This is a genomic window from Perlabentimonas gracilis (genome assembly GCF_011174675.1).
GTDB classification, from domain to species: domain Bacteria; phylum Bacteroidota; class Bacteroidia; order Bacteroidales; family Tenuifilaceae; genus Perlabentimonas; species Perlabentimonas gracilis.
The window spans coordinates 1-23,356 of record NZ_JAANIG010000011.1 but is presented as its reverse complement, the minus strand read 5'-3'; the positions used below and the strand labels follow the sequence as shown (position 1 = coordinate 23,356).

The 23,356-nt window shown below is 44.7% G+C and carries 21 protein-coding genes; 7 read left to right on the top strand and 14 right to left on the bottom strand.

All coding sequences use genetic code 11. The annotated features are described in order from the left end of the window. Positions 1-14: 14 nt before the first annotated feature. Genes G8O23_RS06825 through purH form a run of 4 tightly spaced genes read right to left on the bottom strand, consistent with a single transcriptional unit; the run spans position 15 to position 3,960 of the window. Positions 15-524, bottom strand: a complete 510-nt coding sequence (locus G8O23_RS06825) for a rod shape-determining protein MreD (RefSeq protein WP_166363096.1) — start codon at positions 522-524, stop codon at positions 15-17. Continuing rightward, positions 525-1,352, bottom strand: a complete 828-nt coding sequence (gene mreC, locus G8O23_RS06820) for a rod shape-determining protein MreC (protein ID WP_166363094.1) — start codon at positions 1,350-1,352, stop codon at positions 525-527. A 38-nt stretch (positions 1,353-1,390) separates the two neighbouring features. Continuing rightward, positions 1,391-2,413, bottom strand: a complete 1,023-nt coding sequence (locus tag G8O23_RS06815) for a rod shape-determining protein (RefSeq protein ID WP_166363092.1) — start codon at positions 2,411-2,413, stop codon at positions 1,391-1,393. 29 nt (positions 2,414-2,442) lie between these two features. Continuing rightward, a complete protein-coding gene (purH, locus tag G8O23_RS06810) occupies positions 2,443-3,960 on the bottom strand; it encodes a bifunctional phosphoribosylaminoimidazolecarboxamide formyltransferase/IMP cyclohydrolase (RefSeq protein WP_166363090.1) in 1,518 nt (505 codons plus the stop codon). A 214-nt stretch (positions 3,961-4,174) separates the two neighbouring features. On the opposite strand from purH, the gene G8O23_RS06805 reads away from it, so the two are divergent. Beyond that, a complete protein-coding gene (locus G8O23_RS06805) occupies positions 4,175-5,440 on the top strand; it encodes an ABC transporter permease (protein WP_219932437.1) in 1,266 nt (421 codons plus the stop codon). Here G8O23_RS06805 and rsmA read toward each other — a convergent pair. The 6 genes from rsmA to G8O23_RS06775 all read right to left on the bottom strand — a co-directional run bounded on the left by rsmA (position 5,437) and on the right by G8O23_RS06775 (position 11,426). After that, positions 5,437-6,222, bottom strand: a complete 786-nt coding sequence (gene rsmA, locus G8O23_RS06800) for a 16S rRNA (adenine(1518)-N(6)/adenine(1519)-N(6))-dimethyltransferase RsmA (RefSeq protein ID WP_166363088.1) — start codon at positions 6,220-6,222, stop codon at positions 5,437-5,439. The two genes, G8O23_RS06805 and rsmA, sit on opposite strands and share 4 nt — an antisense overlap. A gap of 4 nt (positions 6,223-6,226) precedes the next feature. Next, a complete protein-coding gene (locus G8O23_RS06795; RefSeq protein WP_166363086.1) occupies positions 6,227-6,979 on the bottom strand; it encodes a mechanosensitive ion channel family protein in 753 nt (250 codons plus the stop codon). 125 nt (positions 6,980-7,104) lie between these two features. After that, positions 7,105-9,177, bottom strand: a complete 2,073-nt coding sequence (locus G8O23_RS06790; RefSeq protein WP_166363084.1) for a ComEA family DNA-binding protein — start codon at positions 9,175-9,177, stop codon at positions 7,105-7,107. After that, entirely contained in the window at positions 9,174-10,073 is a 900-nt protein-coding gene (locus G8O23_RS06785; protein ID WP_166363082.1) for a PorV/PorQ family protein, read from the bottom strand. The genes G8O23_RS06790 and G8O23_RS06785 overlap by 4 nt, the downstream gene beginning before the upstream one ends. Next, positions 10,070-10,588, bottom strand: coding sequence for a 5-(carboxyamino)imidazole ribonucleotide mutase (gene purE / locus G8O23_RS06780; RefSeq protein ID WP_166363080.1), 519 nt, complete (start codon positions 10,586-10,588; stop codon positions 10,070-10,072). The genes G8O23_RS06785 and purE overlap by 4 nt, the downstream gene beginning before the upstream one ends. 67 nt (positions 10,589-10,655) lie before the next feature. Next, positions 10,656-11,426 (bottom strand): lysophospholipid acyltransferase family protein, encoded by a 771-nt coding sequence (locus G8O23_RS06775; RefSeq protein WP_166363078.1) that lies wholly within the window; start codon positions 11,424-11,426, stop codon positions 10,656-10,658. Between the two features lie 325 nt (positions 11,427-11,751). On the opposite strand from G8O23_RS06775, the gene G8O23_RS06770 reads away from it, so the two are divergent. Next, positions 11,752-12,291 (top strand): hypothetical protein, encoded by a 540-nt coding sequence (locus G8O23_RS06770; RefSeq protein ID WP_166363076.1) that lies wholly within the window; start codon positions 11,752-11,754, stop codon positions 12,289-12,291. A 133-nt stretch (positions 12,292-12,424) separates the two neighbouring features. Here the strand turns inward: G8O23_RS06770 and G8O23_RS06765 are convergent, their stop codons facing one another. Together G8O23_RS06765 and G8O23_RS06760 are read right to left on the bottom strand one after the other, a co-directional pair. Further along, positions 12,425-13,573, bottom strand: coding sequence for a TonB family protein (locus G8O23_RS06765; protein ID WP_166363074.1), 1,149 nt, complete (start codon positions 13,571-13,573; stop codon positions 12,425-12,427). Further along, on the bottom strand, positions 13,563-14,144 hold the full coding sequence (locus tag G8O23_RS06760; protein WP_166363072.1) for an RNA polymerase sigma factor: 582 nt from the start codon (positions 14,142-14,144) through the stop codon (positions 13,563-13,565). The genes G8O23_RS06765 and G8O23_RS06760 overlap by 11 nt, the downstream gene beginning before the upstream one ends. Before the next feature lie 119 nt (positions 14,145-14,263). Between G8O23_RS06760 and G8O23_RS06755 the strand changes: the two genes are divergently transcribed. Together G8O23_RS06755 and ppk2 are read left to right on the top strand one after the other, a co-directional pair. Further along, the gene (locus G8O23_RS06755) at positions 14,264-16,132 is read left to right on the top strand and encodes a YfbK domain-containing protein (RefSeq protein ID WP_166363070.1); all 1,869 of its coding nucleotides are present in this window, start codon (positions 14,264-14,266) and stop codon (positions 16,130-16,132) included. A gap of 147 nt (positions 16,133-16,279) precedes the next feature. After that, positions 16,280-17,152: a polyphosphate kinase 2 gene (gene ppk2, locus G8O23_RS06750; protein WP_166363068.1), complete on the top strand. Its 873-nt coding sequence runs from the start codon at positions 16,280-16,282 to the stop codon at positions 17,150-17,152. A 25-nt stretch (positions 17,153-17,177) separates the two neighbouring features. Here the strand turns inward: ppk2 and G8O23_RS06745 are convergent, their stop codons facing one another. Further along, positions 17,178-17,933, bottom strand: a complete 756-nt coding sequence (locus G8O23_RS06745; RefSeq protein WP_166363066.1) for a hypothetical protein — start codon at positions 17,931-17,933, stop codon at positions 17,178-17,180. Between the two features lie 110 nt (positions 17,934-18,043). On the opposite strand from G8O23_RS06745, the gene G8O23_RS06740 reads away from it, so the two are divergent. The 3 genes from G8O23_RS06740 (at position 18,044) to G8O23_RS06730 (ending at position 21,680) form a co-directional block, all read left to right on the top strand. Continuing rightward, on the top strand, positions 18,044-19,186 hold the full coding sequence (locus G8O23_RS06740; protein WP_166363064.1) for a pyridoxal phosphate-dependent aminotransferase: 1,143 nt from the start codon (positions 18,044-18,046) through the stop codon (positions 19,184-19,186). 3 nt (positions 19,187-19,189) lie between these two features. Further along, a complete protein-coding gene (locus tag G8O23_RS06735; RefSeq protein WP_166363062.1) occupies positions 19,190-20,311 on the top strand; it encodes a glycosyltransferase in 1,122 nt (373 codons plus the stop codon). 157 nt (positions 20,312-20,468) lie between these two features. Then, complete coding sequence (locus G8O23_RS06730) at positions 20,469-21,680, top strand: ABC transporter permease (RefSeq protein ID WP_166363060.1); 1,212 nt, start codon at positions 20,469-20,471, stop codon at positions 21,678-21,680. 5 nt (positions 21,681-21,685) lie between these two features. On the opposite strand, the gene G8O23_RS06725 is transcribed toward G8O23_RS06730, so the two are convergent. Next, positions 21,686-23,200, bottom strand: a complete 1,515-nt coding sequence (locus G8O23_RS06725; RefSeq protein WP_166363058.1) for a M28 family metallopeptidase — start codon at positions 23,198-23,200, stop codon at positions 21,686-21,688. Positions 23,201-23,356 lie beyond the last annotated feature (156 nt).

Sequence of the window (23,356 nt, the reverse complement as noted above, 5' to 3'; positions counted from 1 at the left end):
AGGGCATTTTATGATTACTGTTTCTTATCGAACAGTAGCATGGCAATGAATATAAAAATGGTGGTGGTTACTGAACTTAGCAGGGTGCGCCACAAGGTGGAAAAAAATGTTGAGAACGAAAAAGCTTCGATGAAGAATAGCATCAGGTGGTGGGCAAACACTAAAATTGACACATACTTGAGAAACCAAACAAAACCATTTCCCGAGAGCGAGGGATTTCCCTTTTTATCAACATCCTCCCTGTCGGCTAACATCCGTAGCATATACGGACGCAAAAACGCCAAAAAAATTGTGGCAGATGAGTGCATACCGTAGGTATTCATAAAGGTGTCGATTGTAAGCCCAGTTAGGAGTCCTACAATTAGTAATGCCCAGCCAGCAATTTCGTAGGGTAAAAGCAGTATGAAGAGTACATACAGGTATGGGTTAATGTACCCACTGAGCTGTATATTGTTAAGGATAAAGATCTGCAAAAGTATTAGCAGAACAAACAAGCCACTATATTTAACTATATCTTTTACCATCTACCTAAGCGTTGTGGTGTTTTCCAAATCTTCGCGCTCGCTCTCGAGCTTAGGGCTCACAACCCAAACCGAGCTTAGCTGTTTGAAATCGGCAAACAGCTTTACCTTAAGATTATGAAAATTAGACCCTTTGCCTTCAACAGAACTTATGGTTCCCAAATTTATATCGGCAGGAAAAATTGCCGAGTAACCACTTGTAACAACGGTGTCGCCAATACTAACGGCCACGTGCTGTGGAACATCAGTTAATAGAACCTCCCTGTAGTTTTTCCCATCCCAATATAGCGATCCAAAATGATTGGTGCGCTTAAGCTTAGCCGAAATTTTAAGGTCAACATTAAGCAGCGAGATAACTGTACTGTAGTTCGACGATACCCCTGCAACTATTCCAATAACCCCCTGACTCGATACTACGCCCATCTCTTTCTTCACCCCGTGATCTTTTCCAACATTCAGGGTTAAGTAGTTATACTGCTTGTTAATTGAGTTGTTTACCACCTTGGCAAGGGTGTACGAATAGTTGGGTTCAACAAGCGTATCTCCCAATTTATTCCTGAGCAAATCGTACCTAGTGTTTAGCGCTGCAAGTTGGTTTCGGAGCTCTAGGTTACTCTGCGCCAGATGTTCATTAGTTTCGGCAAGCTTTAAGTACTTTGTAGCGTTACTAATTCTAGTGCTGGCAAAACCGGTTAGGGTTCTAGTGGCATCCTCGAGCTTGGTGCTCTGGTAGTATGAGTGAGTACTTAAAAGCCAAAACGAGAACGTTTCTAAAACAAGGAACAGTAGAAAAAATTGATACCTAACTATAAACCGTATAAGGCTGTTCATGGTTCTAGAGCAGTTAATTCTTCAGCTAACTATTTGATTTAGCGCATTAGGAATTGGAACTTATCGACATTCTTTAGCGCAATGCCTGTTCCACGAGCAACGGCGTGAAGCGGATCCTCGGCCACATGGAAAGGTATATTAATCTTATCGGTTAATCGCTTATCGAGCCCTCTAAGTAGGGCTCCACCTCCCGCAAGGTATATCCCCGACTGAACAATATCGGCATAAAGCTCGGGTGGGGTTTGTTCCAACACGCTTAGGATGGCGGTCTCCACCTTCGAGATTGACTTGTCGAGGCAGTGAGCAATCTCTTGGTATGAAATTGGGATTTCGATGGGCAGCGCTGTCATCAGGTTTGGACCACGCACAATATAGTCGGCAGGGGGATTTTCTAAATCGGGTAAAGCTGAACCCACCGCAATTTTTATATCCTCTGCTGTTTTATCTCCAATTTTAATATTATGCTGATGCCTCATGTAGGCCTGTATGTCGGCTGTAAAGGCATCGCCAGCAATACGCACCGACTTGTTACAAACAATCCCTCCAAGCGCAATAACAGCAATTTCCGATGTTCCGCCTCCTATATCCACAACCATGCTACCGCTTGGTGCTTCCACATCGAGGCCAATGCCAATTGAGGCGGCCATAGGCTCGTATATCATGTACACATCCCTGCCACCTGCATGCTCGGCCGAGTCGCGCACCGCACGGATCTCAACCTCGGTACTACCACTGGGAATACATACAACCATGCGCAACGATGGGGTAAACAGCTTGTTCTTTGTGTTAATCATTTTAATCATCCCGCGAATCATCTGCTCGGCAGCATTAAAGTCGGCAATCACACCATCGCGCAATGGGCGGATAGTACGAATGTTTTCATGGGTTTTTCCATGCATCTGGCGTGCCTTCTCGCCAATGGCGATTAGCTTTCCAGTGCTGTGATCCAATGCTACAATTGATGGCTCATCAACAACAATTTTGTCATTATAAATTATGATTGTGTTAGCAGTGCCAAGGTCGATGGCCAACTCCTGCGTGAAGAATGAAAATAGTCCCATTTGATTAATGTATCTACGTTAATTACTATCTAGTGCTTAAAATGTCGTGTTCCGGTAAAAACCATGGCCATCTTGGCCTCGTTGCAGAAGTCGATAACCTCCTGATCGCGCACCGAACCGCCTGGCTGTACCACTGCAGTAATGCCTTCTTCGGAAGCAATCTGCACCGAATCGGCAAAGGGGAAGAATGCATCGGAGGCCATTACGGCTCCATTAAGGTCAAAGTTAAAACTTTTTGCTTTAGCAATGGCGTGCTTTAGAGCATCAACCCGTGAGGTTTGACCAACACCGCTGGCAATTAGCTGCTGATCTTTTGCTAAAACTATTGCATTTGATTTGGAGTGTTTCACAATTTTGTTGGCAAAAACCATATCGGACAGTTCCTGCTGCGTTGGCTCTTTGCTTGTAGCAGGTTTCATATCCGCTACTTGCTCAGTCTTCGAATCTCTTCCCTGAACTAGCACACCGTTTATCAAGCTGCGGAATTGCTTGGCGGGGAAGTCAAAACCGTTTACCCTAAGGATGATCCTGTTTTTCTTTGATTTTAGCATATGTAATGCCTCCTCAGAATAATCGGGCGCCAAAACCACCTCGAAGAATAGTTTATTCATTTCTTCGGCGGTTGCCTCGTCAATAGGACGATTTGAAGCTATCACACCACCAAATGCTGAAACGGGATCGCCGGCTAAGGCATCAACCCATGCTTGAGCTAAACTAATACGAGTGGCCAAACCGCAAGCATTATTGTGCTTTAGTATAGCGATGGTCGGCTCATCGAACTCAGTAATAAGGCTTAGGGCAGCATCAATATCTAATAGATTATTGTACGAAACCTCCTTGCCGTGCAGCTGGGTAAAGGCTGAGGCTAAATCGCCATAAAAAATGCCTTCTTGATGTGGGTTCTCCCCATATCGAAGCGTATTGATTTTGGGCACGCTAAGCTTAAACGCTGGAGGCGTAGCCTCGCCACAAAAGTATTGGAATATTGCCGAATCGTAATGGCTTGACACGTTGAAAGCATCTCGAGCAAACCGCTTGCGCTCGTCGAGCGTTGTTTCGCCATTGTTGGTATCAAGGATATCAATAACCTCACGATACTGAGCGCGAGACGAAACGATTAGCACGTCCCTAAAGTTTTTGGCAGCTGCCCGAATAAGCGATATCCCACCAATATCGATCTTTTCTATCACCTCCTGCTCGCTGGCACCACTGGCCACAGTATCCTCAAATGGGTAAAGATCTACCACCACCAGGTCAATCTCGGGGATTTGGTACTCCTGAAGCTGGAAAAGATCGTTCTCGTTACCCCTGCGGGCAAGTATGCCGCCAAAAATTTTGGGGTGCAAAGTTTTAACCCTGCCTCCAAGTATCGATGGGTAGCTGGTTAAATCCTCAACCGCCTCGGCTTCAACTCCACAATCCTGAATAAATTTAAGAGTTCCTCCGGTTGAGTATATTTTAACATTAAACTTATTGAGCTGATGAACGAGTTCATCGAGACCATCCTTGTGGTAAACAGAAATAAGGGCTGTTTTAATTTGCTTCATCTAGCTGTATTTCAGTTCAATAAATCTACAGTTGACAGGAAATGGTTTTTTTAGAACCTATTAGGTTACAAAAATGGCTAAAAGCTTCGAATTTATCACTCACAAACCGACTTAAATTAACAAAATGATGTCGTTTTTTTAATCATGCTTTTTTACCTTTGACAATTGATTTGCAAAACTAATTTGGATTGCCCACTCAACCGAGCACAACTGTATGAAACCCCTAAAGCCCTTTATCATCTTCGTTAAGCTTTCGCGCGAAAGCATGGCCTTTGCTTTCCAATCGATTACGGTGAATAAGATGCGTACATTCCTTTCCCTTTTTGGAATTACCATTGGAATTTTTGCCATTATCTCGGTATTCACCATTCTTGACTCGCTTGAGCGCAATGTTCGAAACAGCCTGGAGTCGCTCGGCGACAATGTGGTATATGTTCAGAAATGGCCTTGGTCCATGGGAGGTGAGTACCCTTGGTGGAAATATATGAACCGACCACAACCCTCGTTGGAGGATTTAGCAACCATTAGAACGAGTAGTACCCTTGCTCAAGCCACTTCATTCATGGTAGGTTTTAACAGCCTGATATCATTCGAAAGAAACTCTGCTCCACGAACAACGGTTCTGGCTGTAACCGAAAGCTACGAAGAGATACGATCGTTTGATGTCCAGGAGGGGCGATACTTTTCGCCCTTCGACCTGAACAATGGCCGCAGGGTAACCATCATTGGGAATCAGTTGGCGCAGGAACTTTTTGCGGGCAAAAACCCCATTGGACAAATCATAAAGCTGAGCGGGTTCAACGTTGAGGTAATTGGCGTGCTCAAAAGAGAGGGGCAATCGGCTATTGGCGACGATAGCCACGATGAGCTAGCCATAATACCCGCCAGCTTTGCACGCTCAATTATCGATTTCAGAAGAGTTGGCCCCACCATTATGGTTAAAGCAAAGCAGGGTATCCCTGCAGAGGAACTAATTGATGAGCTTAGGGGCATTATGCGGTCGTCACGAAGGCTAAAACCCATAGAAGATGATGATTTTGCGCTAAACCAAGTAAGTACCCTAAAGGATGGAATAGACAATATATTTAGAATGATTAATATAGCGGGATGGATTATTGGCGGTTTCTCCATTCTTGTGGGTGGCTTTGGCATTGCAAATATCATGTTCGTATCGGTAAAGGAGCGAACCAACATAATTGGTATCCAGAAAGCTTTAGGGGCAAAGAACAGCTTTATTCTGGTGCAGTTCCTATACGAATCGGTGCTGCTATCGCTTATGGGGGGAACCATTGGGCTAATCTTCATTTTTATAGGAACAACTCTTGTGTCGAACCTCTCAGAGTTTACCATTACGCTAACCGCCGACAATATTATCCTTGGTCTAATGGTGTCGGCTATAATTGGGGTAGTATCGGGTTACGCCCCCGCCTGGAAGGCATCGAGGTTAAGCCCAGTGGAGGCCATTAACACAAAAGCCTAAGGCTGATTTAGTGCAATGTAGTTAGTGAGCTCTACAAACTCCGAAACGCTAAGCTGCTCGGGGCGTTTATCGAGCAAGGGGTGATTCCCTACAAACCCGTTAAACCCCGATTTTATGGAGTTTCGCAGCGTCTTACGGCGTTGGTTAAAACCAGCCTTTACCACTCGAACAAATATCTTCTCGTCGCAATCCAACTTCTGAGTGCTATTCCGCGTGAGCCTTACTACCGCTGATTTCACCTTTGGTGGAGGGGTAAAAACACCCTCGCTTACAGTAAAAAGATACTTAATATCATAAAAGGCCTGCAGCAACACGCTAAGAATTCCATAGGTTTTAGACCCTGGGGGTTCGCAAATTCGCTGAGCCACCTCGCGCTGTAGCATACCTACCACCTCCGTTACAGAGTCGCGATGCTCCAACACTTTGAAAAATATTTGCGAGGATATGTTATATGGAAAATTCCCAATAATGGCCACCTTACCCTTAGTTATTGACTCAAGATCGTACTTGAGAAAATCGGCAAGCAGTAACCGATCACCCAATTGGGGAAGGGTTTTCCTAAGGTATTCTATCGATTCGTCATCTACATCTGCAGCATAGAACTTTTCGGCAAACCTATCTAGAAGGCTTGCCGTGAGCACACCCATTCCTGGGCCAATTTCCAGAACTGCATCTGCATCATTTGCCGATAAGCTATCGACTATTCGCTGGGCAATTCCCTTGTCGTTAAGGAAGTGCTGCCCAAGCTGCTTTTTTGGCCTTACCTTCTGATTATACTCCATAAAGTTATTGCTCCCGCTTGATATGTACAACCCTTTGTGGTAGTGGTATTTCTACCCCCTCATCCTGGAAACGACTCTTTATGGTTTTAAACATATCGAATCTAAGAGCAAAGCTATCGCTGGGGTTTGCTGTCCAAATCCAAGCTCGCAAAACTACTGCCGAATCGGTTAGGTTTACCACCCCTACCCTTACCTTGGGCATTCCGCTAGCCGTGTCGCTTTTCGACCTAATATCAATGCATAGCGGATGTGCCTCTGCAACCCTTTGCAAAAGGTCAAGTGCCTTATCAGTATCGGCATCGTAGGCAATATTCACCTCGAACCTCAAGCATACCCTTTCGTCAGTAATATTTGAGTTTTCTACTACCTCGTTGTTCATTATGGCATTGGGGACAATGATTCTTCGGTTCTCAAAATCTCTAATCACGGTGTGCCTAAGCGTTATATCCTCAACTGTTCCAGTATGCATAGTTCCAATCTTTATTAAATCGCCTACCCTAAATGGCCTAAACATTACGATAAAGACTCCACCAACAATATTAGAAAGGGCTTGCTGTGATGCAAACCCAATTACAGCCGTTAGAACACCTGCACCAGCAAAAAGCGGCATCCCCAGCTTACGCAGCTCGGGGATTAGCTGAAAAACAATAATTATCCCAATGGAAATAATTATTACGCTAACCGTATTTTTTAAGAATGTGTACTTTGTAGGATCAACTTTTAAGATAGCGGAGGCCTTTCTGATACTCCTATTCATCAGGCCACGAATGATCCTTATAAGAAAAAAACAGACGAGCGTTGTGCTAAAGATAATTGCTGGATACAGTATAACTTTTTGTTCGAGCATCTGGTTGAGCCAATCCATAGAGGAAAAGTATTAGATTAAAACTTAAATCGAAGCTGAATACGAGCATCACTTCGGGTGGAGCCATCAATCCTATCTAAACCCGTGCCGAGCACATCCTGATCGGCAAAGAATGTTTGAGCCACCCTAAACCAAATATCAACGCTTCGACCAATGGAGTACTTTGCCAGCAGGAACACCCTTGAACCTCGCGAGTAGTAGGCTGGTATCGAGAAATAGTAGAGCACATCGTTCTCGTAGGCGTAAATTCTTGTATTCCACGAGTCGGTTTCGAAAACAGCAAACCTAGCGGTTAGAGTAAGGGGTAGCTGGCGGGGTCGATACGATATATCCTGATAAACCATAATCCCTGATTCTTGAGGTAGGTTCTCCTCGTCGTACCACGAAAATTCTATTCGACTCTTAAGATGAATTTCGCGGGTTGGGTTATAGGCTAAGTGGAAACGAAGGGCTTGCTGAGTGTAGGGCACTACCCAACGAGTAGGCTCATCGTCAACCACCTGATTTTTATCCTTCTGCTTAAGCCTATATCGGAGCATGAAGCTTAAGCGCGAACGGGGGCTATATGTGGTCTCCAAAAGGTAGTCGCGACCACGGGAGGGAGCGTTAATCCCAAAGCGCAACCAGTCCGACTGGAATGCATCTACATAGCCTGCCATTTGCCAGTGTCGGTATGGCAGGAAGCGTAACCCAACCAATACCCCACTCTCGTTTGCGGGCGAGGAACCATCGGCAAAAGCGCCAGTGTAATAGGTGCTGTAATCCTTCTCGTAGTAGCGCCCAATAACCGACATGGTAAGCAACGAATGGAGGCGTAACAATGCGCCCGACACAATTCCACTGCCGTGGCCTAGGGTTGTGGCTGCCTCGCCAAAAATCAAATGATTTCCTAGGCCGTAGGTATAATCAAATCCGAGGTTAGCTCTATTCTGTAAAGGCGGTTCAAAGTATCGGTAGGGTTGGTTGGGGGCATCGTAGGCCGCATCGAGATTAACAAGCGAACCTGTCACCCCTGCTTTTAGGTTACCTACCGAAAAATTCACGTTACCTCCTGCAACAAACTCGCCAAGGGTCTTCTTGTTTGATATTTCATTGGGGGTACGGTGCAGACCACTAGTTGGCCGCGAGGTGAAGTAGTAATTGCCATCGATCAGCGAATCGGTAATGTTGGCATCAATCTTTTTGTACGACCCAAAAGCAGATACCTCAAATCGACCCAAAGTAACTGTTGCACCTGCACCGCGTAAAAACTCGTTCTCGTTGGTAGAGCTGTATCTATAAATCCCCCTTGATCTTTTTCTTACCCCCATAGGATCAGGCGATTTGCCAAACGATGCGCTGGTCCAAAGGGTAAGCCCTTGCCCAAAGTCAGCATTAAAATCACCAACTACCAAGCTTTTTACCCTACCAACATTTGTAATCTGCATATGGGCAGAGTAGTGGTCAAAACCATAGGGGTTTGATCCCCTGAAGAACTCTTCGCCAGGATCTTTCTCGCCAACAAATCCGAACTGAAAGCCTCCCCTTGTGCTATAGGTATAGCGGGTGTATAGCCCTAGCTTATTACCTGCGTAGCGGGTTGCGGTGGGGTTGTCGATGGGTGCTGGGGTATAACCTTGCTGCGTTTCGATAAGCGAACGCGCCCTAACAAACATATCATGCTTGCCGTACTGGAAAAGGGGGCGCCTTGTGGTTTCGATCTCCGATGAGATTGTGATGAACGGTACTAGGTTACGAATATCGGAAAAGTCGAACCCCACCACAAGCTGAAGTTCATATATGGTTTGCATTGCCCCGTGGTCTTTCACGTAATCGAGCAAGGCTCGAACCTGAAAATCGGACAAGAATAGCAGACGGCCCAACTCTTCGGCGGTAGTTGAGTTAAGGTTAATGGGGTTCTCTGAATAGTAAATAAGGTCTTCGGCCAACGCATCCACGTCAATGCTTTCGTCCTCACTATTTGCTACGATATTCTCAATAATATCTGCAATGATACTTTGAGGATCGACCTCGAAGTCCTGCCCCAAAACAAAGGATGTGCCTAATGCTAAGGCAAAGATTACTAATATTATTAGGCGCTTATATATCATTGCTGGGGTGTTTCAGTCTCCGGTAATCGGCTAGCTTTAGCACCAAAAACATACGAAAGTGAAAAATGGGGAGTGTATCCTAATATTTCATGCCTGGAGAAGGCTAAATCAATTTGTATTGACGAGATCTGATATCCCACTCCAAAGGTTAGCAAAGAGGGATTTGAGGCCATCCCCATCCGGAAGTACAAACTATTTATGGGCTCAAACTCAACACCCGCCTTAAATGAAAAATCAGCATCGAGATTTTTCTCAACACCTGAGGTTACCATAACCATATCGCCAATTTGGTATGAGAGGCCAAGATTCAAAAGCGTGGGAATTCGCTGATCGTCGAGCAATTTACTGCGAGTTGGGTTCACAACGTGAAAACCCACATTTAGATTATCGTTAGGGCTATAAATAAGCCCTCCCTCGGCAGAAAGCACCATAGTGCTACCATACTCGCCCGCCACAAAAATGTGATGAGCATTCAGCTGTACCCCAGCGCTCAGGGTTGGGGCCAACTTCATGCCATAGGCAAGTCCAAGTTTTGTTTGGCTAAACTGACTAAACCCTAACCTTTTAATAGACAAGCCAAGGGTACCAACCCTAACGGGAAGCATTGCTCCCAATGCGCTAAAGTTAAGATCGGGTGAGATGAACCTATTTTCATGGTGTACTCCAACCCATGGGTTTTCAAGGTATGCCACACCAGCCTGATTGTGAAATAGCGACCACCCATCGATAATTGCAGCAGTGCTATAGCCTAGGCCTGCAGACCTTGCCCCGGCCTTTTCCTCAGGAAGATCAGCCGAAGCCAAGTATGGCGACACCATCAAAATTAGGCTGGCCATAGCTAGTATGGCCGGAACCCTACTTCTTGGTTTGTTGTGCGTAATCTTTTCCTTTATCATTTACCGTTAGTTCTGTATTCGAATTGCACCTTTGCCAGCTCGGCATTTGCCGAAACAACCTTTTGTGCCAGCTCAGCCTTAAAGGTAACTACCCTATCAAAAACCTCCTTTTCGCCAGTGCCAATAATTTGAGCAGCCAAAATACCAGCATTACGAGCCCCGTTAAGGGCCACTGTGGCCACGGGTATTCCAGCTGGCATCTGCAGTATTGAGAGAATAGAGTCCCAACCATCGATAGAAATGGATGCTTTAATGGGTACTCCAATCACGGGAAGTGGAGTAAATGCCGCAATTACCCCTGGAAGATGGGCTGCTCCACCGGCTCCAGCAACAAACACCTTAACCCCACGCTCGTGAGCCTTACGAGCCATCTCGGCTACCTGATCGGGAGTGCGATGCGCCGATAAGGCATTAATCTCGAAGGGGATCTTTAGGTCATTTAAAATCTTGCACGCCTCCTCCATCACCGACATATCCGAAGCGCTACCCATAATGATACTTACCTTTGGATTCATAGTTTAAAAATTTATTTTTGACAATATAATACTTTTCTTTCTGAATGGGTTAGGTATAATGAGAAAACTATACGTTAACCTCTTTGTAATACTCGGGCGCAACCTCCTTGTGCACTTCAACCATTAGCTTATGTACCTCGGCCTCTAGGTCGTCTACACTTTTATCTGCAAAAGTATCAGGATGTATTGGAGGCAGTATGCGCATAGTAAATTTTTGAGCGCCCTTTACTACGTAACCGTTTTTAGGAAATACCTCCTTGCTCCCATTTATTACTACAGGCAGTATGGGAATATTGGCTTTTTTGGCGAGCATAAAAGCACCATCTTTAAATCGCTTAATTGCTCCATCAACACTTCGTGTTCCCTCGGGAAAAATTAACACCGAAGTCCCTTTATTAAGGTGACGTTGTGCTTCGAGCAGCATCTTTTTGGCCCCCCGTAGGCTTGCCCTATCAATTACTATATGCCTATTGAGCCATAAGTTCCATCCAATGAATGGCATTCGGAAAAGTTCACGCTTGGCCACCCACTTAAAATGCATCCACAACCGATACAAAAGCACAATATCAAAGGAACTCTGGTGATTAGCAACTATAATATATGGCTGTCCACGACTAACATTGTCTTTGCCCGAAAAGTCGATACGCCAAAACGGATTTATCCAGATATATGATAGCGCCCATACAATTGAGTAACGCTGAAGTATCCACAAGCGCCTATCCCACCAAAAGGTGAGAAGCCATACAACAACATCGCCAATAAAAAAAATTAAGCATGATATGGCCACTAGCAACCAAACAATTGGCATTACAATGTATAGGGTGATAAATCTTTTCATTGACCTGTGAACATATAAATATGACCTCACAAAAATAAACTAATGATTGATTTGGACAAAAGCTTTAGCTGCAATCGAGTCGTTTTAGATACAAATAAGGGCAGGGTTTAAGCGGAAGTCAGCACAAAAACCACAACCTAAAATATTGGACAACATCACTCTTTCACATTCATTAACTATTAATAGCCCAAGTATTTTTGTATATTTGCAGTTGAAATTGATATTGCTCAACCTATGGTTTTGACAATGGTTTTGGCATTGGGTTTGTATCCATTTCTGACCAAGGCTAAAAGATTTCATTATCGCAAACCAATTCTATATAAATATGAGACAGTTTATCCTAGCGTTACTAATAGTTTTCACTTCAACAACATTTGCTGCATATGCTAAGGATGTTGTTCCTGCTGACACTATTATGTTGATAAGCGGACGAAAGGTTGCCGTGAATGTCCAGGGGGTTACCGCAACTAGCATTACATATATGTCCCTTGGCGAGAGCGAGATTAAGGATATCGACCGTAAGCAGGTTCACCGAATTATCTACCGTAATGGTAGGGTGGAAAGTTTTAACGATCTTGCGGTGATGATGGTGGATGAAGGCGACTGGAAAACCGTGATTTTAACCGACAACCTAGAAGATGTAGAGGGCCTTTTTGCCCTTGGTGAGGCAGATGGCAAATCGTCGCCACAAAGTCGGAATGCTAGAGCTGCTCAGCGTAGCGCTGATATTAGGCTTAAGAAACGAGCTGTGAATATGGGGGGTATTGTGGTGTACATTACCCATCGTGAGTCAAAGGGAGGTTATGGAGAAACTCCCACTCATTTGGTTAAGGGTATTGTTTATGGTTTTGAGCCACCGGAATAAATATCTGAGATAAGAACAAATTAAAGAAAGAGGGTGACCAAAAAGTTTGGACACCCTCTTTTTAATAAGTATTCCTATTAAATATGGAAGGGAAATTAGACGCTTAACAAAACCATTTAGAAAACCCCTTTCCTTAACGCAGTATAAAAATCACCGGAATAATGAACGAAACCCTAACCGGGGTTCCTCTTTGCCTCCCTGGCTCCCATAACGGACTCGATTCGATGACCCTGACGGCCTCTTTATCTAGGTAAGGATTAACCCCTCTAAGCACCTTAACATCTGACACTTTTCCTGTGGGCTCCACAACAAACGAAAGGATAACCCTACCCTGAATACTACTTTCAGCAGCATACTCAGGGTACCTCAAATTCTTATTGATGTAATCCCTAAAGTTGTTTATATCTCCTCCATTAAACCGAGGCATTTCCTCCACAACAACAAATACAGCCCCCTCTTCAAGTTCTGGTTCCTCATCATCGGCCAGATAGCTAGCAGCATCAACAATAATGGGCTGGTAATTTTCCACATCGTATAGAACCGCATCTGCTTCAATTTCCAAATCGGAATACAAGCTCTTCTCCTTCAACCTCGCTTTAGGGGCATAAGCATTGGCTGCTATTGGTTGATGATAAGCATTGCTTCTAGGTTGACTACTAACTGTTGATCGCTTTGCTGCTGGACGAACTGTTCTTACGGCACCAGTCTCCGACCTAGGCTCTTGAGTACTTTTGGCTACAACTTTGGTCGAAGCTTCGCCTACCTCCGCTCTTTCTTGCCTGGTAATGGGCAAAGATTCTTCCTCGACTTTATGCTTGACGGGCTGTACTTCCTCTGCATCTTTTTTTTCTGCATGAACAGGAGGTGCTGGAGGAATTGGGATCACCTCCTCCAATATGGGCATTGGCTCGCCTATACTTTCCGAAACAATATTCGGTTCGGGCTTAAGCGTTGACGTATAATAAATCAGAGTTGATATTCCTACTAGCAAAACCACTGAAGCGACGGCTGATAAAGGTGAAAGCAAACGAACAATCCGACCACCCTTAGCAACACTACCATCAACTTTACTATTAATGGATGCTGAAATGGTTATTATTTCCTTGGGGTCATCGAGCAGGCTTAGCCCCTCCAGCTCATCGGCGCACATAGGGCAACCCGACAAGTGGCGCTCAACGGAGTTCATCTCTAAACCGCCTAGCTCGCCCTTTAGGTACTGCACCAAAGTATTCTGTGATACGCACCCCTGCCCATTGTACTTTATGTCGATTTTACTGCTCATTGCCCGTTAGGCTTATCTTTAAATTTCGTTTACCATTCTGAATATAACTCTTTACCTGCCCCAATGTATAGCCCGTGATGCTAGCCACCTCATTGTAGCTCTTCTGCTTTAGATAGAAAAGTTCAACACATATCCGTTGCTCTTCCGATAGCTTGGGCAATGCTTGTTCCAAATGGCCAAGCTGCTGCTCAAGCAAATCTTCATTATCATGATACATATTGTTTGATATTTCCATATGCTGAGGATGATTATTTTTCACCATATCCCCAACCAGGTGCTCCTTCTTCTTACTTCGGATGATGTGGAAGCAATGATTTTTGGCCACTGTATACAGCCACGATTTGAAATTTTGAACACTATGCTTTTTCAAGTCATCGAAAAGCTTTTCAAAAATCTGCATAACAGCATCCTCGCTCTCGGATCGCGAGCGCAAGTATTTCAGGCAAACTGCAAATACAAACCCGGTGTACCTCTTGTAAAGCAAACCAACCAGCTGCTTATCGCCATTCTTCTGATAGCGGGCAACTAGATCCAGATCGGTTAGGTTCTCAGGTTTTGGGCTAAAAATCAAAGCGGTAAAATTAGATCCTTCAAATGTAAAAAAAAATTTTGTACTCAGCTTTATGGAAAATCGCTTAGTGCAGCATCTGTAATGTAAAGATGTGAATGTTAAACTTAAAACTTTGCGCTATGAAAAAACTAATTACAATTGCTTGGATAGTCATTCTAAGCTCCTTCACTACTGTTAGTCCCGATATGGGGACACTCGTTGGAATTGTAACCAATTACAATGACAAAACACCCATTGGCAAAGCCAAAATCTCGGTTTACCAGCAAAACAATTTTGTTGCCGAAACAGCAAGTAAGGCCAATGGGCAATTCCAAATATCCCTAAAAGCAGGCACCTACAGCGTTGAGGTTAAGGCAAAAGGCTATCAAGACCACAAGATAACCGTCTACATCCATAGGGGTAAGGAAACCAAGTTGGAATTGAACCTATCAAAATCAGTATTAAAAAAGGATGAGGTGGTGATTGAAGAAGAGATTTACTCAATTGATGCAGAAGTTACTCCTACCAAAATGCGCGAACATTACACTATGGCCATTGGTATGCCAACTGCAAATTACACTATGCAAACCCATGACTACATCCCAATTGATTATAATACTGAGGAGTACTCGCCCATAAGCGAGAATATTTTTAAGGATGCACTTGCCAACCCGCTATCAACCTTTTCGATTGACGTGGATAAAGCATCGTACGCCAACGTACGCAGATTTTTAACCCAAAGCCAAAAGCCCTATAGCGATGCAGTTCGCATTGAGGAACTAATTAACTACTTTGACTACAACTATCCTCAGCCCACAGATGGTCATCCGTTTTCGGTTACGCTGGAGACCGACAAATGCCCTTGGAACGAGCAAAACCAGCTAGTTCTTATAGGCCTAAAGGGCGAGAATGTGAACGAAGAGCAAATACCACCTAACAACCTGGTCTTCCTAATAGATGTATCGGGTTCAATGAATCCTGCCAATAGGTTGCCCCTACTAAAGCAAGCATTTAAGTATTTGGTTGACCAACTTCGCCCTCAGGATAGAGTTGCCATTGTGGTGTATGCAGGTGCAGCAGGTTTGGTTTTGGAGTCGACACCCGGAGCAGAAAAGGCAAAAATCACTAGTGCAATCGATATGCTTCAGGCAGGCGGTTCAACAGCTGGTGGAGCGGGTATTAAGCTAGCCTACAAAATTGCGCAGCAAAACTATATCCACGGAGGCAATAATCGGGTTATTATTGGAACCGATGGCGATTTTAATGTAGGCGTAAGCAGCACCTCGGAGCTAAAAAAACTAATTGAGCAAAAACGCGAGAGCGGCGTTTACCTCACCATCTTAGGTTTTGGCATGGGCAACTACAAGGACGGTAGAATGAAGGAACTATCGATGGCAGGTAATGGCAACTATGCCTATATCGATAATATTATGGAGGCCAAAAAGGTATTTGGCACCGAGCTTTGGGGCACGCTTTATACCATTGCCAACGATGTGAAAATTCAGGTTGAGTTTAACCCCGCCAAGGTGAAGGAGTACCGCCTAATTGGGTACGAGAAACGGATGCTTAACAGCGAGGACTTTAACGACGACAAAAAAGATGCTGGCGATATTGGCTGCGGGCATACCGTTACCGCCTTGTACGAAATTGTTCCAGCGGGTGGCAGCGATAGCAACACAAGCATCGACCCACTAAAATACACAAAGCAAACCCTCACAAGCAGCAATGATCTGCTTACCGTAAAGCTACGATATAAGAAACCCGGAGAGAGTAACAGTCAACTAATTTCACAAGTGCTTAAAGAGGGCAAAACAAAATCGACCAGCAACCTGCAATTTGCCTCATCGGTTGCTGAGTTTGGGATGCTACTCCGCGAATCGGAATTCAAGGGAACCAGTTCATTTGCCAACGCATTGGCTCGTGCAAAAGAAGCAAAGGGTAACGACGAATTTGGTTACAAGAACGATTTTATAAAGATGGTTGAGATGGCGGAAATGATTTACAGATAGATGCTAATATAAATGCTTATTGAAACTTGGGGTTTGGTGCATTATCGAATCCCAAGTTTTTTGTATCCCAATAAGCAATTGCCGATTGGCAAAATTGTCGTAACTTTCATTTCGAATCACATAACTAAAAACCAAAACCATTTGGCTATGGTACACAAGGATGAAAAATCGGCTAAGGGAGAAAAGGAAAAACCTAAAGACACCTCAGCAGAACCAATAAACTACGAGGCCGTAGAGGACAAGAAAAAAATCAAAAAAAAGGTTTACGAGAAGGAGCTGTACAAGCTGCAAATTGAGTTTATCAAGCTGCAGGAGTGGGTAAAGCAGAACAAACTGAAGGTTGTGGTGATTTTCGAAGGTCGCGATGCGGCTGGGAAGGGAGGTGTGATCAAAACCATCACCGAGCGGCTAAACCCCCGCTTTTGCAGAGTGGTTGCCCTTGGCGTGCCCACCGAGCGCGAGAAAACCCAGTGGTACTTTCAACGGTACGTTCCACACCTGCCCGCAGGTGGCGAAATGGTACTGTTCGACCGCAGCTGGTACAACCGTGCCGGCGTGGAGCGCGTAATGGGCTTTTGCACCGACGACGAGTACATTGAGTTCCTCCGCTCCTGCCCCGAGTTTGAGCGGATGCTGGTGCGCTCCAATATCATCCTAATAAAATACTGGTTCTCGGTTAGCGATGCCGAGCAGGAGAAACGATTTAAGGCTCGCAATGAGGATCCCGTGAAACGATGGAAGCTAAGCCCAATGGATATTGAGTCGCGCAGCAAGTGGGTGCAGTACTCTATGGCCAAGGACAAAATGTTTGCCCATACCGACATTAAGCAAGCGCCGTGGTACGTGGTGCATGCCGACAATAAGAAACGGGCACGGCTCAACTGCATTCACCACTTATTGAGCCAGATACCTTATAAAGATTTGGCTCCAGGGCCAATAGAAATGCCCGAGCGTAAGGATGATTTCTCTTATATCCGCCCACCCATTACCGATCAGAACTTTGTTCCCGATGTTTTTTAGTAGATAGGGTTGGTTTTATGGCGATTTAATCAAGGTTAATTATTACCCCAATAACACCGTAGTGAAACATAGAGTATGTGTACACCGTAGCGTTATCTGCACCACCCTCGAGTAACCTATAGCCTGCCTTAGCAGTAAAGCTATTGGTTAGCTTAAAGGTGGCGGCAACAAGCACATCCTCGGCACGGCCTTGTGGCGCAGCCAGCGCATCGCCATCGAGCAGCAGCCCAAAACGGTTGGTGGGTTTCCAGTGCACATAGAAGTTAATTAACGGAACAACCCCCAAATCGGTTTTAACGGCCTCCTGCTCAGGCAAACCCTTTAGGCCAATATTGGCATCGCGCACTTTGAGCGTAACCCCAGCGTAAAAATGGAACTTTGGATTTTGCACCCATAGGTATCGATACGAAAGTCGGTATGAGTTGAACTTGTATATTGCATCAATATTGGTCCCAGCCAAAAAAACCTCGTTCTGAAAAGTTATATCCCTATCCACAACGCCCCTGTACGAGAACTCCAGCGGAGCAAAAAGGACCAGCACCTCATGGCGCTCACCAATACGGTAACCAACCTTAAGCCTTGAGAAGAACTTGGCACTTGAGCTAAGCTCATCGGAAAGCGAAAGGAACGTACCTGCATCGCCAGGAATCCGAACATCGTTGTAACCAGTCGCAACAATACCGGCCTCAACATCGAAGTTCACCTGAGCTTGGGCATTGCTTGGCCAAACCATTACCATCATTACAATCGCAGCCAAACAGTTTTTAAGACAATTGCTCATCTAGGTAGATTTTTTAAAATTACATTTATACAAAGGTATCTATATTTACAATGGGAAGCTTTAAAATCAGTGGTTAAGTGGTTACCTTTGGATATTAAATTTTTTGACAGATGAATATACACAAAACAAAACCGCAGGGCTCGTACATAAGCTACTTTAGCAATTTGGTAAAGCAAAACGGAGGCATAAACCTGGCGCAAGGCATCCCCGGTTTTCAACCACCGGTAGAGCTTCGCAAATCGCTCGAGGAGTTGGTGCACAGCAATACTCATCAGTACGCCCCGGGGTTGGGCAACTTTAGACTGCTTGGCCAAATCCACAGCCACTACTCAAAACGTTTTACGGTTGATATTGATAATTTTTTGGTTGTGCAGGGAGCCACCGAAGCCATATCGCTAATATACACCTACCTTACCAAAAAGTTAGGTGGAGATTTTGGCGTTCTAAGCTTCGACCCAGCATACGAGAGCTACAGCCAGCTACCCACGATATTCGGACAGCCATTCGTAAGCTATCCGCTAAACGAGGAATACTCAATCAATTTTGATGATTTAAAAAAGGCCATTTCCGAGCGTAATGTTAAAATCGTATTCCTCTCGTCGCCGGGCAACCCATTTGGCAAAACGTGGAGTAAGCATGAGGTTAACCAACTTGTAGGGATGGCCGAGGAGATGGATTTTTATCTGATTTTTGATGCGGTTTACAAAGATTTGTATTTTGATAACGAGCCATACCTTCCGCTGGAGCATACCTCGCCCAACGTGTTCTATGTGAATAGCTTTTCGAAAATGCTATGCATAACAGGCTGGCGCATTGGCTACCTTTACGCGCATGAGCAGCATCGTAAGGCAATACGCTCAATTCACGATTATATTGGCCTTTGCGCACCATCGATACTGCAAGAAGCTCTGGCAACCTACCTTGAGGACAATGAGTTTGGGGAGGCGTTTGTTGAGAATTTTAGGAACAATGTACAAGCCAACTTCAACTACCTTGCGCCCCTACTGGCAAAGTTAGGTTTTACCATTCCACCAACTAATGGCGGATGCTTTATTTGGGCCAAGCTACCCAAAGGCATAAACGATGGATTCGATTTTGCCAGCGAGCTATACAGCAAGGCGGGTGTGGCAACCATACCGGGCGAGCATTTTAGCAAGAACTACGCCAGCTGGCTACGAATAAACATTGCCCGCCCAGCCGAGGAAATTGAGAAAGCGGCGGGTTTGATAGAGCAATTCATTTTAGCAAATTAGCTTATGCAAGTTGCCATTTACGCACTAATAATATTGGCAACAATTTACTTTGTTGTGTTTGCGCTATTTGCTGCAGGGTTAGTTTTTAGGCATATGCACAACTTTAGTGAACAGCATACCATTTCAATGTCTATTGTTGTGGCGGTTCGTAACGAGGAAGCAAATATTGACAACCTCTTTATATCGATATTAAAGCAAGATTATCCAACTGAGAATTATGAAGTAATTCTGGTTAACGATCACTCAACCGACAATACTTGGCCAATGGCCAAAAAATGGGCAGAGCAACACACTAACATACAGCTAGCGGAGTTGCCTACCCAAAGCAAAGGAAAAAAGCAAGCTGTTGCCTTGGGTGTTACGCTTGCAAAAAACGATACCATTGTGCTTACCGATGCCGACTGCACACATCCTGCTAGCTGGCTACGGAACATTGCATTGGCCTATCAAACAAAAAAAGCGCAAATGCTTATTGGGCCGGTGATGATATCGCCAACAAGTAATTATTTCGAAAAGATGCAGGCGCTCGAACACGCAAGTCTAACGGCAAGCAGCATTGGGGCCTGTAGTGTTGGGCTCCCGTTTATGGCAAGCGCGGCAAATTTATCGTTCAATAAAAGTATGCTTGGCTTTGAGCATCAGATGCTAAACCCCAAATACGCCTCGGGCGACGATGTTTTTCTGCTGCATTGCGCCAAGCGCAAAAAGGATTTCAAAATATCGCCTCTTCAGGGTAAGGGTGCGCTGGTTTTAACCCAACCCGTAAAATCGGTTAGTAAATTTCTTGCGCAACGTGCCCGATGGGCTTCAAAATCGACTGGCTATACCGATTTTACTGCCATTGTTGTTGGCTTTACAGTGCTGCTATTTAACCTTTTGCTAGTAATGTTGGCAATTCTATCGATCTGGAATATTGCATATTTAAAGGTACTTGGATTGGGGTACGTTGTAAAATCTATAGCCGATTTGCTGCTGCTGATCCCATACCTTAAGCAACACAAAAAGCTATCGCTACTATATGTTTTTATACCTTTGCAACTTGTTTATCCAATATATATAGTTGTTGCGTTTGGTATGGCAATGATTGTTAATAGTAGATGGAAACGAAGGTATGATAAAAATTGAATATCAATCAGTCAATCTCTTTTGACGCTGGCAGCTTGGCTGTCCATTGGAAGGGATACCTGCTATTGGCAGGGTTAACCAATCCTGCCAGAGGCAGGCAGGCAGGCAATCAATCAACAAACCAACAAACCAACAAACCAACAAACCAACAAAATAAATGAACACTAGCAACAACAGGGAGGGGTCGCCGTGGCGAGTAGCATTTCGGAAGTTCTTTCGGAATAGGCTCCCGCTAGTTTCGTCAGTGTTTGTTGGGTTGATTGCTGTTTTGGCTATTCTGGGTTACCTTATTGCCCCCGACCCTACGCCATGGGCTAATAATCAGCATCTGGAAATTGCTACTCACAAGCCGGGTTTTAAAGTAAAGTTCTTCCTTGTTCCCAGAGGCTCTGGCGTTGAGAAGAAAGGATTAATCGGGAAACTTGTTGGTGGGGCGCAAAACCAATTCCGAGAGGTTCCTACGCTCGATTACCGAATTGAGGACTGGAAAATTGTAGTCACTGAATACACCGAGCCCGAAGATAGCATTACCATTGAGAGTATTTACCCAGTGACTGATATACTATTCCCTAACCACTGCAGTGAAAACATCAAAATAAAAGATAACAGCATAACCATTTGGGGCAATAATGGGTCAACCGAATTTACCAAAGCCGATATTGCATCAGCAATTGAAAAAAAGCATATAAAAACCCGCCGCTTTTGGCTGGGTACCGATAGGTTTGGGCGCGATATGCTAAGCCGACTGCTTATTGGTTCGCGAATATCGCTGGCCGTGGGGTTTATTGCGGTAGCCATATCGCTGCTTATTGGCATTACGCTGGGCGCAACGGCTGGTTATATCCGTGGCCGGTACGATGATTTTGTTATGTGGCTAATAAACGTGGTGTGGTCAATCCCCACGCTGCTTATGGTTATTGCCCTAACCATAGTGCTGGGCAAGGGTTTTTGGCAAATTTTTGTGGCCGTGGGTCTAACCATGTGGGTTGAGGTAGCTCGTGTGGTTCGCGGACAGGTTATGAGCCTTAGGGAGAAGGAGTTTGTTGAGGCCGCAAAGGTGCTGGGTTTTGGCACTCGACGGATTGTATTTAGGCATATACTGCCCAACGTAATGGGGCCTATGGCCATAATATCGGCAGGGAACTTTGCCACAGCCATACTGCTAGAAGCAGGTTTAAGTTTTTTGGGAATTGGCGTTCAGCCCCCAATCCCATCGTGGGGCACAATGATAAAAGACCACTATGGGTATCTGATAATGGACAAAGCCTACCTTGCCATACTGCCCGGCGTAGCCATAATGCTGCTGGTGCTAGCCTTTACGCTAATAGGCAACGGATTGCGCGATGCGCTGGATACTAAAGAAATCTAGAGCCTTTACTTCTCAACTTTTGCAGGATATTTATCGGGTTCCGAAGCAACATCGGTTATTAGGGCAAACATTGCCTTTAGCACGTTGGCCATATTTTCGTAATTTATCTTATCGGGGGTATCGGTTGGCTTGTGGTAGTCGTCATGCGTACCTGTGGTAACAATTAGCCCAGGGATGCCCTTCCTGTAAAAAGGGAAGTGGTCGGAGCCCATAAACCACATCACATTCTCAGGGAAATCTTGCCTTAGGTAAAAGCTAGTGTTATCCATTTGCCTATCGATTTTACGAATTAGCCGTTTGGTTGGGCGCTTAACTTTTCCCCGTCCAATGGCCCAGGTGCTAACGTACCCTTTCTTGTTGGGTTTATTGTCTGAGCGTCCAATCATATCCATATTAATAATCATAACCGTTTTCTCAAGCGGAAAAATTGGATTATTAATATAGTACATTGAGCCGTTTAGCCCCGATTCCTCTGCTGCAAATGCAACAAACATTACCGACCGCCTAAACTCAAACCCATTGGACTGAGCTTGGGCACACATACGAGCCAATTCCATTACTCCCGCTGTTCCCGAGGCGTTATCGTCGGCACCAAGGCAAACCCCATCGGGCATGCGTCCAACGTGATCAAAATGGCCACCTACTATCAGCACCTCATCCTTAAGGTCGGTGCCCTCAATGTAGCCAATTACATTCTTGTCGTAAAGCGTATCGGTTTTTACGTAGAAATTGGTTTTGTAGGTTAAGTAGGCTGTTGGTAATGCATTTGAGTTACCCTTGCCAGTTACCTTTTTCGCTTCCTTGTTCAAATCCTTAATCGATTGGCCGTAAATACCATTTAGCGTTTTATCGCTAAACATAAATACCTTGAGCGTATCGTTGGTATTGGGAAGATGATGATACAACCAGCTGGGCGCACCTGAGCGAATCATACTGTTGGGGTATTTATAATGCGTTGCAGAAAACTCTCGCCAGATAAGGCGTTTATTCTTCTTTTCGGGTAAGCTTATGGCAAAAGCCTTTGCATTGGTTTGCAATGTAATGCACTGCAAATTAGCTATTGCATCGTCGATACTCTTGGCATAAATATGTACAATAGTATCGCCAATATTTTGATGCGAAGGCATACTTTGACCCCAGAACCTAATGGGTTGGGTTAGACTATCGGTTATGGGATTATTGGATGCGAAAGAGTAGTAAATACCCATTATTGGGGGGATATCATCGGCAAAAATTCGAGTCTCGCCCCTGTCAAGTTTGGTTACAGGCATTAACTGGAAATACTTATTGGGATTATTGGGAATGGGCTTTAAGCTAGCAGCTTCAAACTCCGAGGCGATGTAATTGGCGGCAATTTCGCTTCCCATTAGGGGGAACTTTCGACCACCCAAGCTATCGGATGCTAGGAAGTAAACATCGCGCATTAGCCTTTTTGTTGATATTTCAACAGTCAATTGGCTTTGCGCAAAGGCTGGAAGACTTGCTATAAGAATGAAAAATAAATTGAATATCCCTTTCATCTTAAATATCTTTTCAAGTTAGTATATCTGTATTTTTTATTCACTACTGACCGACTAATAAATATAGATTTCTCGCTTCGCTCGAAATGACAGTACTTTCAAGAGGTCTAAGGGGTGAGGGGGTGAAGGCGGCTACGCCGCCTTCACCCCCTCACC

Coding starts and splice junctions, on each gene's coding strand:
- G8O23_RS06825 (WP_166363096.1), bottom strand. CDS start 524: ATGGTAAAAGATATAGTTAAATATAGTGGCTTGTTTGTTCTGCTAATA.
- mreC (WP_166363094.1), bottom strand. CDS start 1,352: ATGAACAGCCTTATACGGTTTATAGTTAGGTATCAATTTTTTCTACTG.
- G8O23_RS06815 (WP_166363092.1), bottom strand. CDS start 2,413: ATGGGACTATTTTCATTCTTCACGCAGGAGTTGGCCATCGACCTTGGC.
- purH (WP_166363090.1), bottom strand. CDS start 3,960: ATGAAGCAAATTAAAACAGCCCTTATTTCTGTTTACCACAAGGATGGT.
- G8O23_RS06805 (WP_219932437.1), top strand. CDS start 4,175: ATGAAACCCCTAAAGCCCTTTATCATCTTCGTTAAGCTTTCGCGCGAA.
- rsmA (WP_166363088.1), bottom strand. CDS start 6,222: ATGGAGTATAATCAGAAGGTAAGGCCAAAAAAGCAGCTTGGGCAGCAC.
- G8O23_RS06795 (WP_166363086.1), bottom strand. CDS start 6,979: ATGAATAGGAGTATCAGAAAGGCCTCCGCTATCTTAAAAGTTGATCCT.
- G8O23_RS06790 (WP_166363084.1), bottom strand. CDS start 9,177: ATGATATATAAGCGCCTAATAATATTAGTAATCTTTGCCTTAGCATTA.
- G8O23_RS06785 (WP_166363082.1), bottom strand. CDS start 10,073: ATGATAAAGGAAAAGATTACGCACAACAAACCAAGAAGTAGGGTTCCG.
- purE (WP_166363080.1), bottom strand. CDS start 10,588: ATGAATCCAAAGGTAAGTATCATTATGGGTAGCGCTTCGGATATGTCG.
- G8O23_RS06775 (WP_166363078.1), bottom strand. CDS start 11,426: ATGAAAAGATTTATCACCCTATACATTGTAATGCCAATTGTTTGGTTG.
- G8O23_RS06770 (WP_166363076.1), top strand. CDS start 11,752: ATGAGACAGTTTATCCTAGCGTTACTAATAGTTTTCACTTCAACAACA.
- G8O23_RS06765 (WP_166363074.1), bottom strand. CDS start 13,573: ATGAGCAGTAAAATCGACATAAAGTACAATGGGCAGGGGTGCGTATCA.
- G8O23_RS06755 (WP_166363070.1), top strand. CDS start 14,264: ATGAAAAAACTAATTACAATTGCTTGGATAGTCATTCTAAGCTCCTTC.
- ppk2 (WP_166363068.1), top strand. CDS start 16,280: ATGGTACACAAGGATGAAAAATCGGCTAAGGGAGAAAAGGAAAAACCT.
- G8O23_RS06745 (WP_166363066.1), bottom strand. CDS start 17,933: ATGAGCAATTGTCTTAAAAACTGTTTGGCTGCGATTGTAATGATGGTA.
- G8O23_RS06740 (WP_166363064.1), top strand. CDS start 18,044: ATGAATATACACAAAACAAAACCGCAGGGCTCGTACATAAGCTACTTT.
- G8O23_RS06735 (WP_166363062.1), top strand. CDS start 19,190: ATGCAAGTTGCCATTTACGCACTAATAATATTGGCAACAATTTACTTT.
- G8O23_RS06730 (WP_166363060.1), top strand. CDS start 20,469: ATGAACACTAGCAACAACAGGGAGGGGTCGCCGTGGCGAGTAGCATTT.
- G8O23_RS06725 (WP_166363058.1), bottom strand. CDS start 23,200: ATGAAAGGGATATTCAATTTATTTTTCATTCTTATAGCAAGTCTTCCA.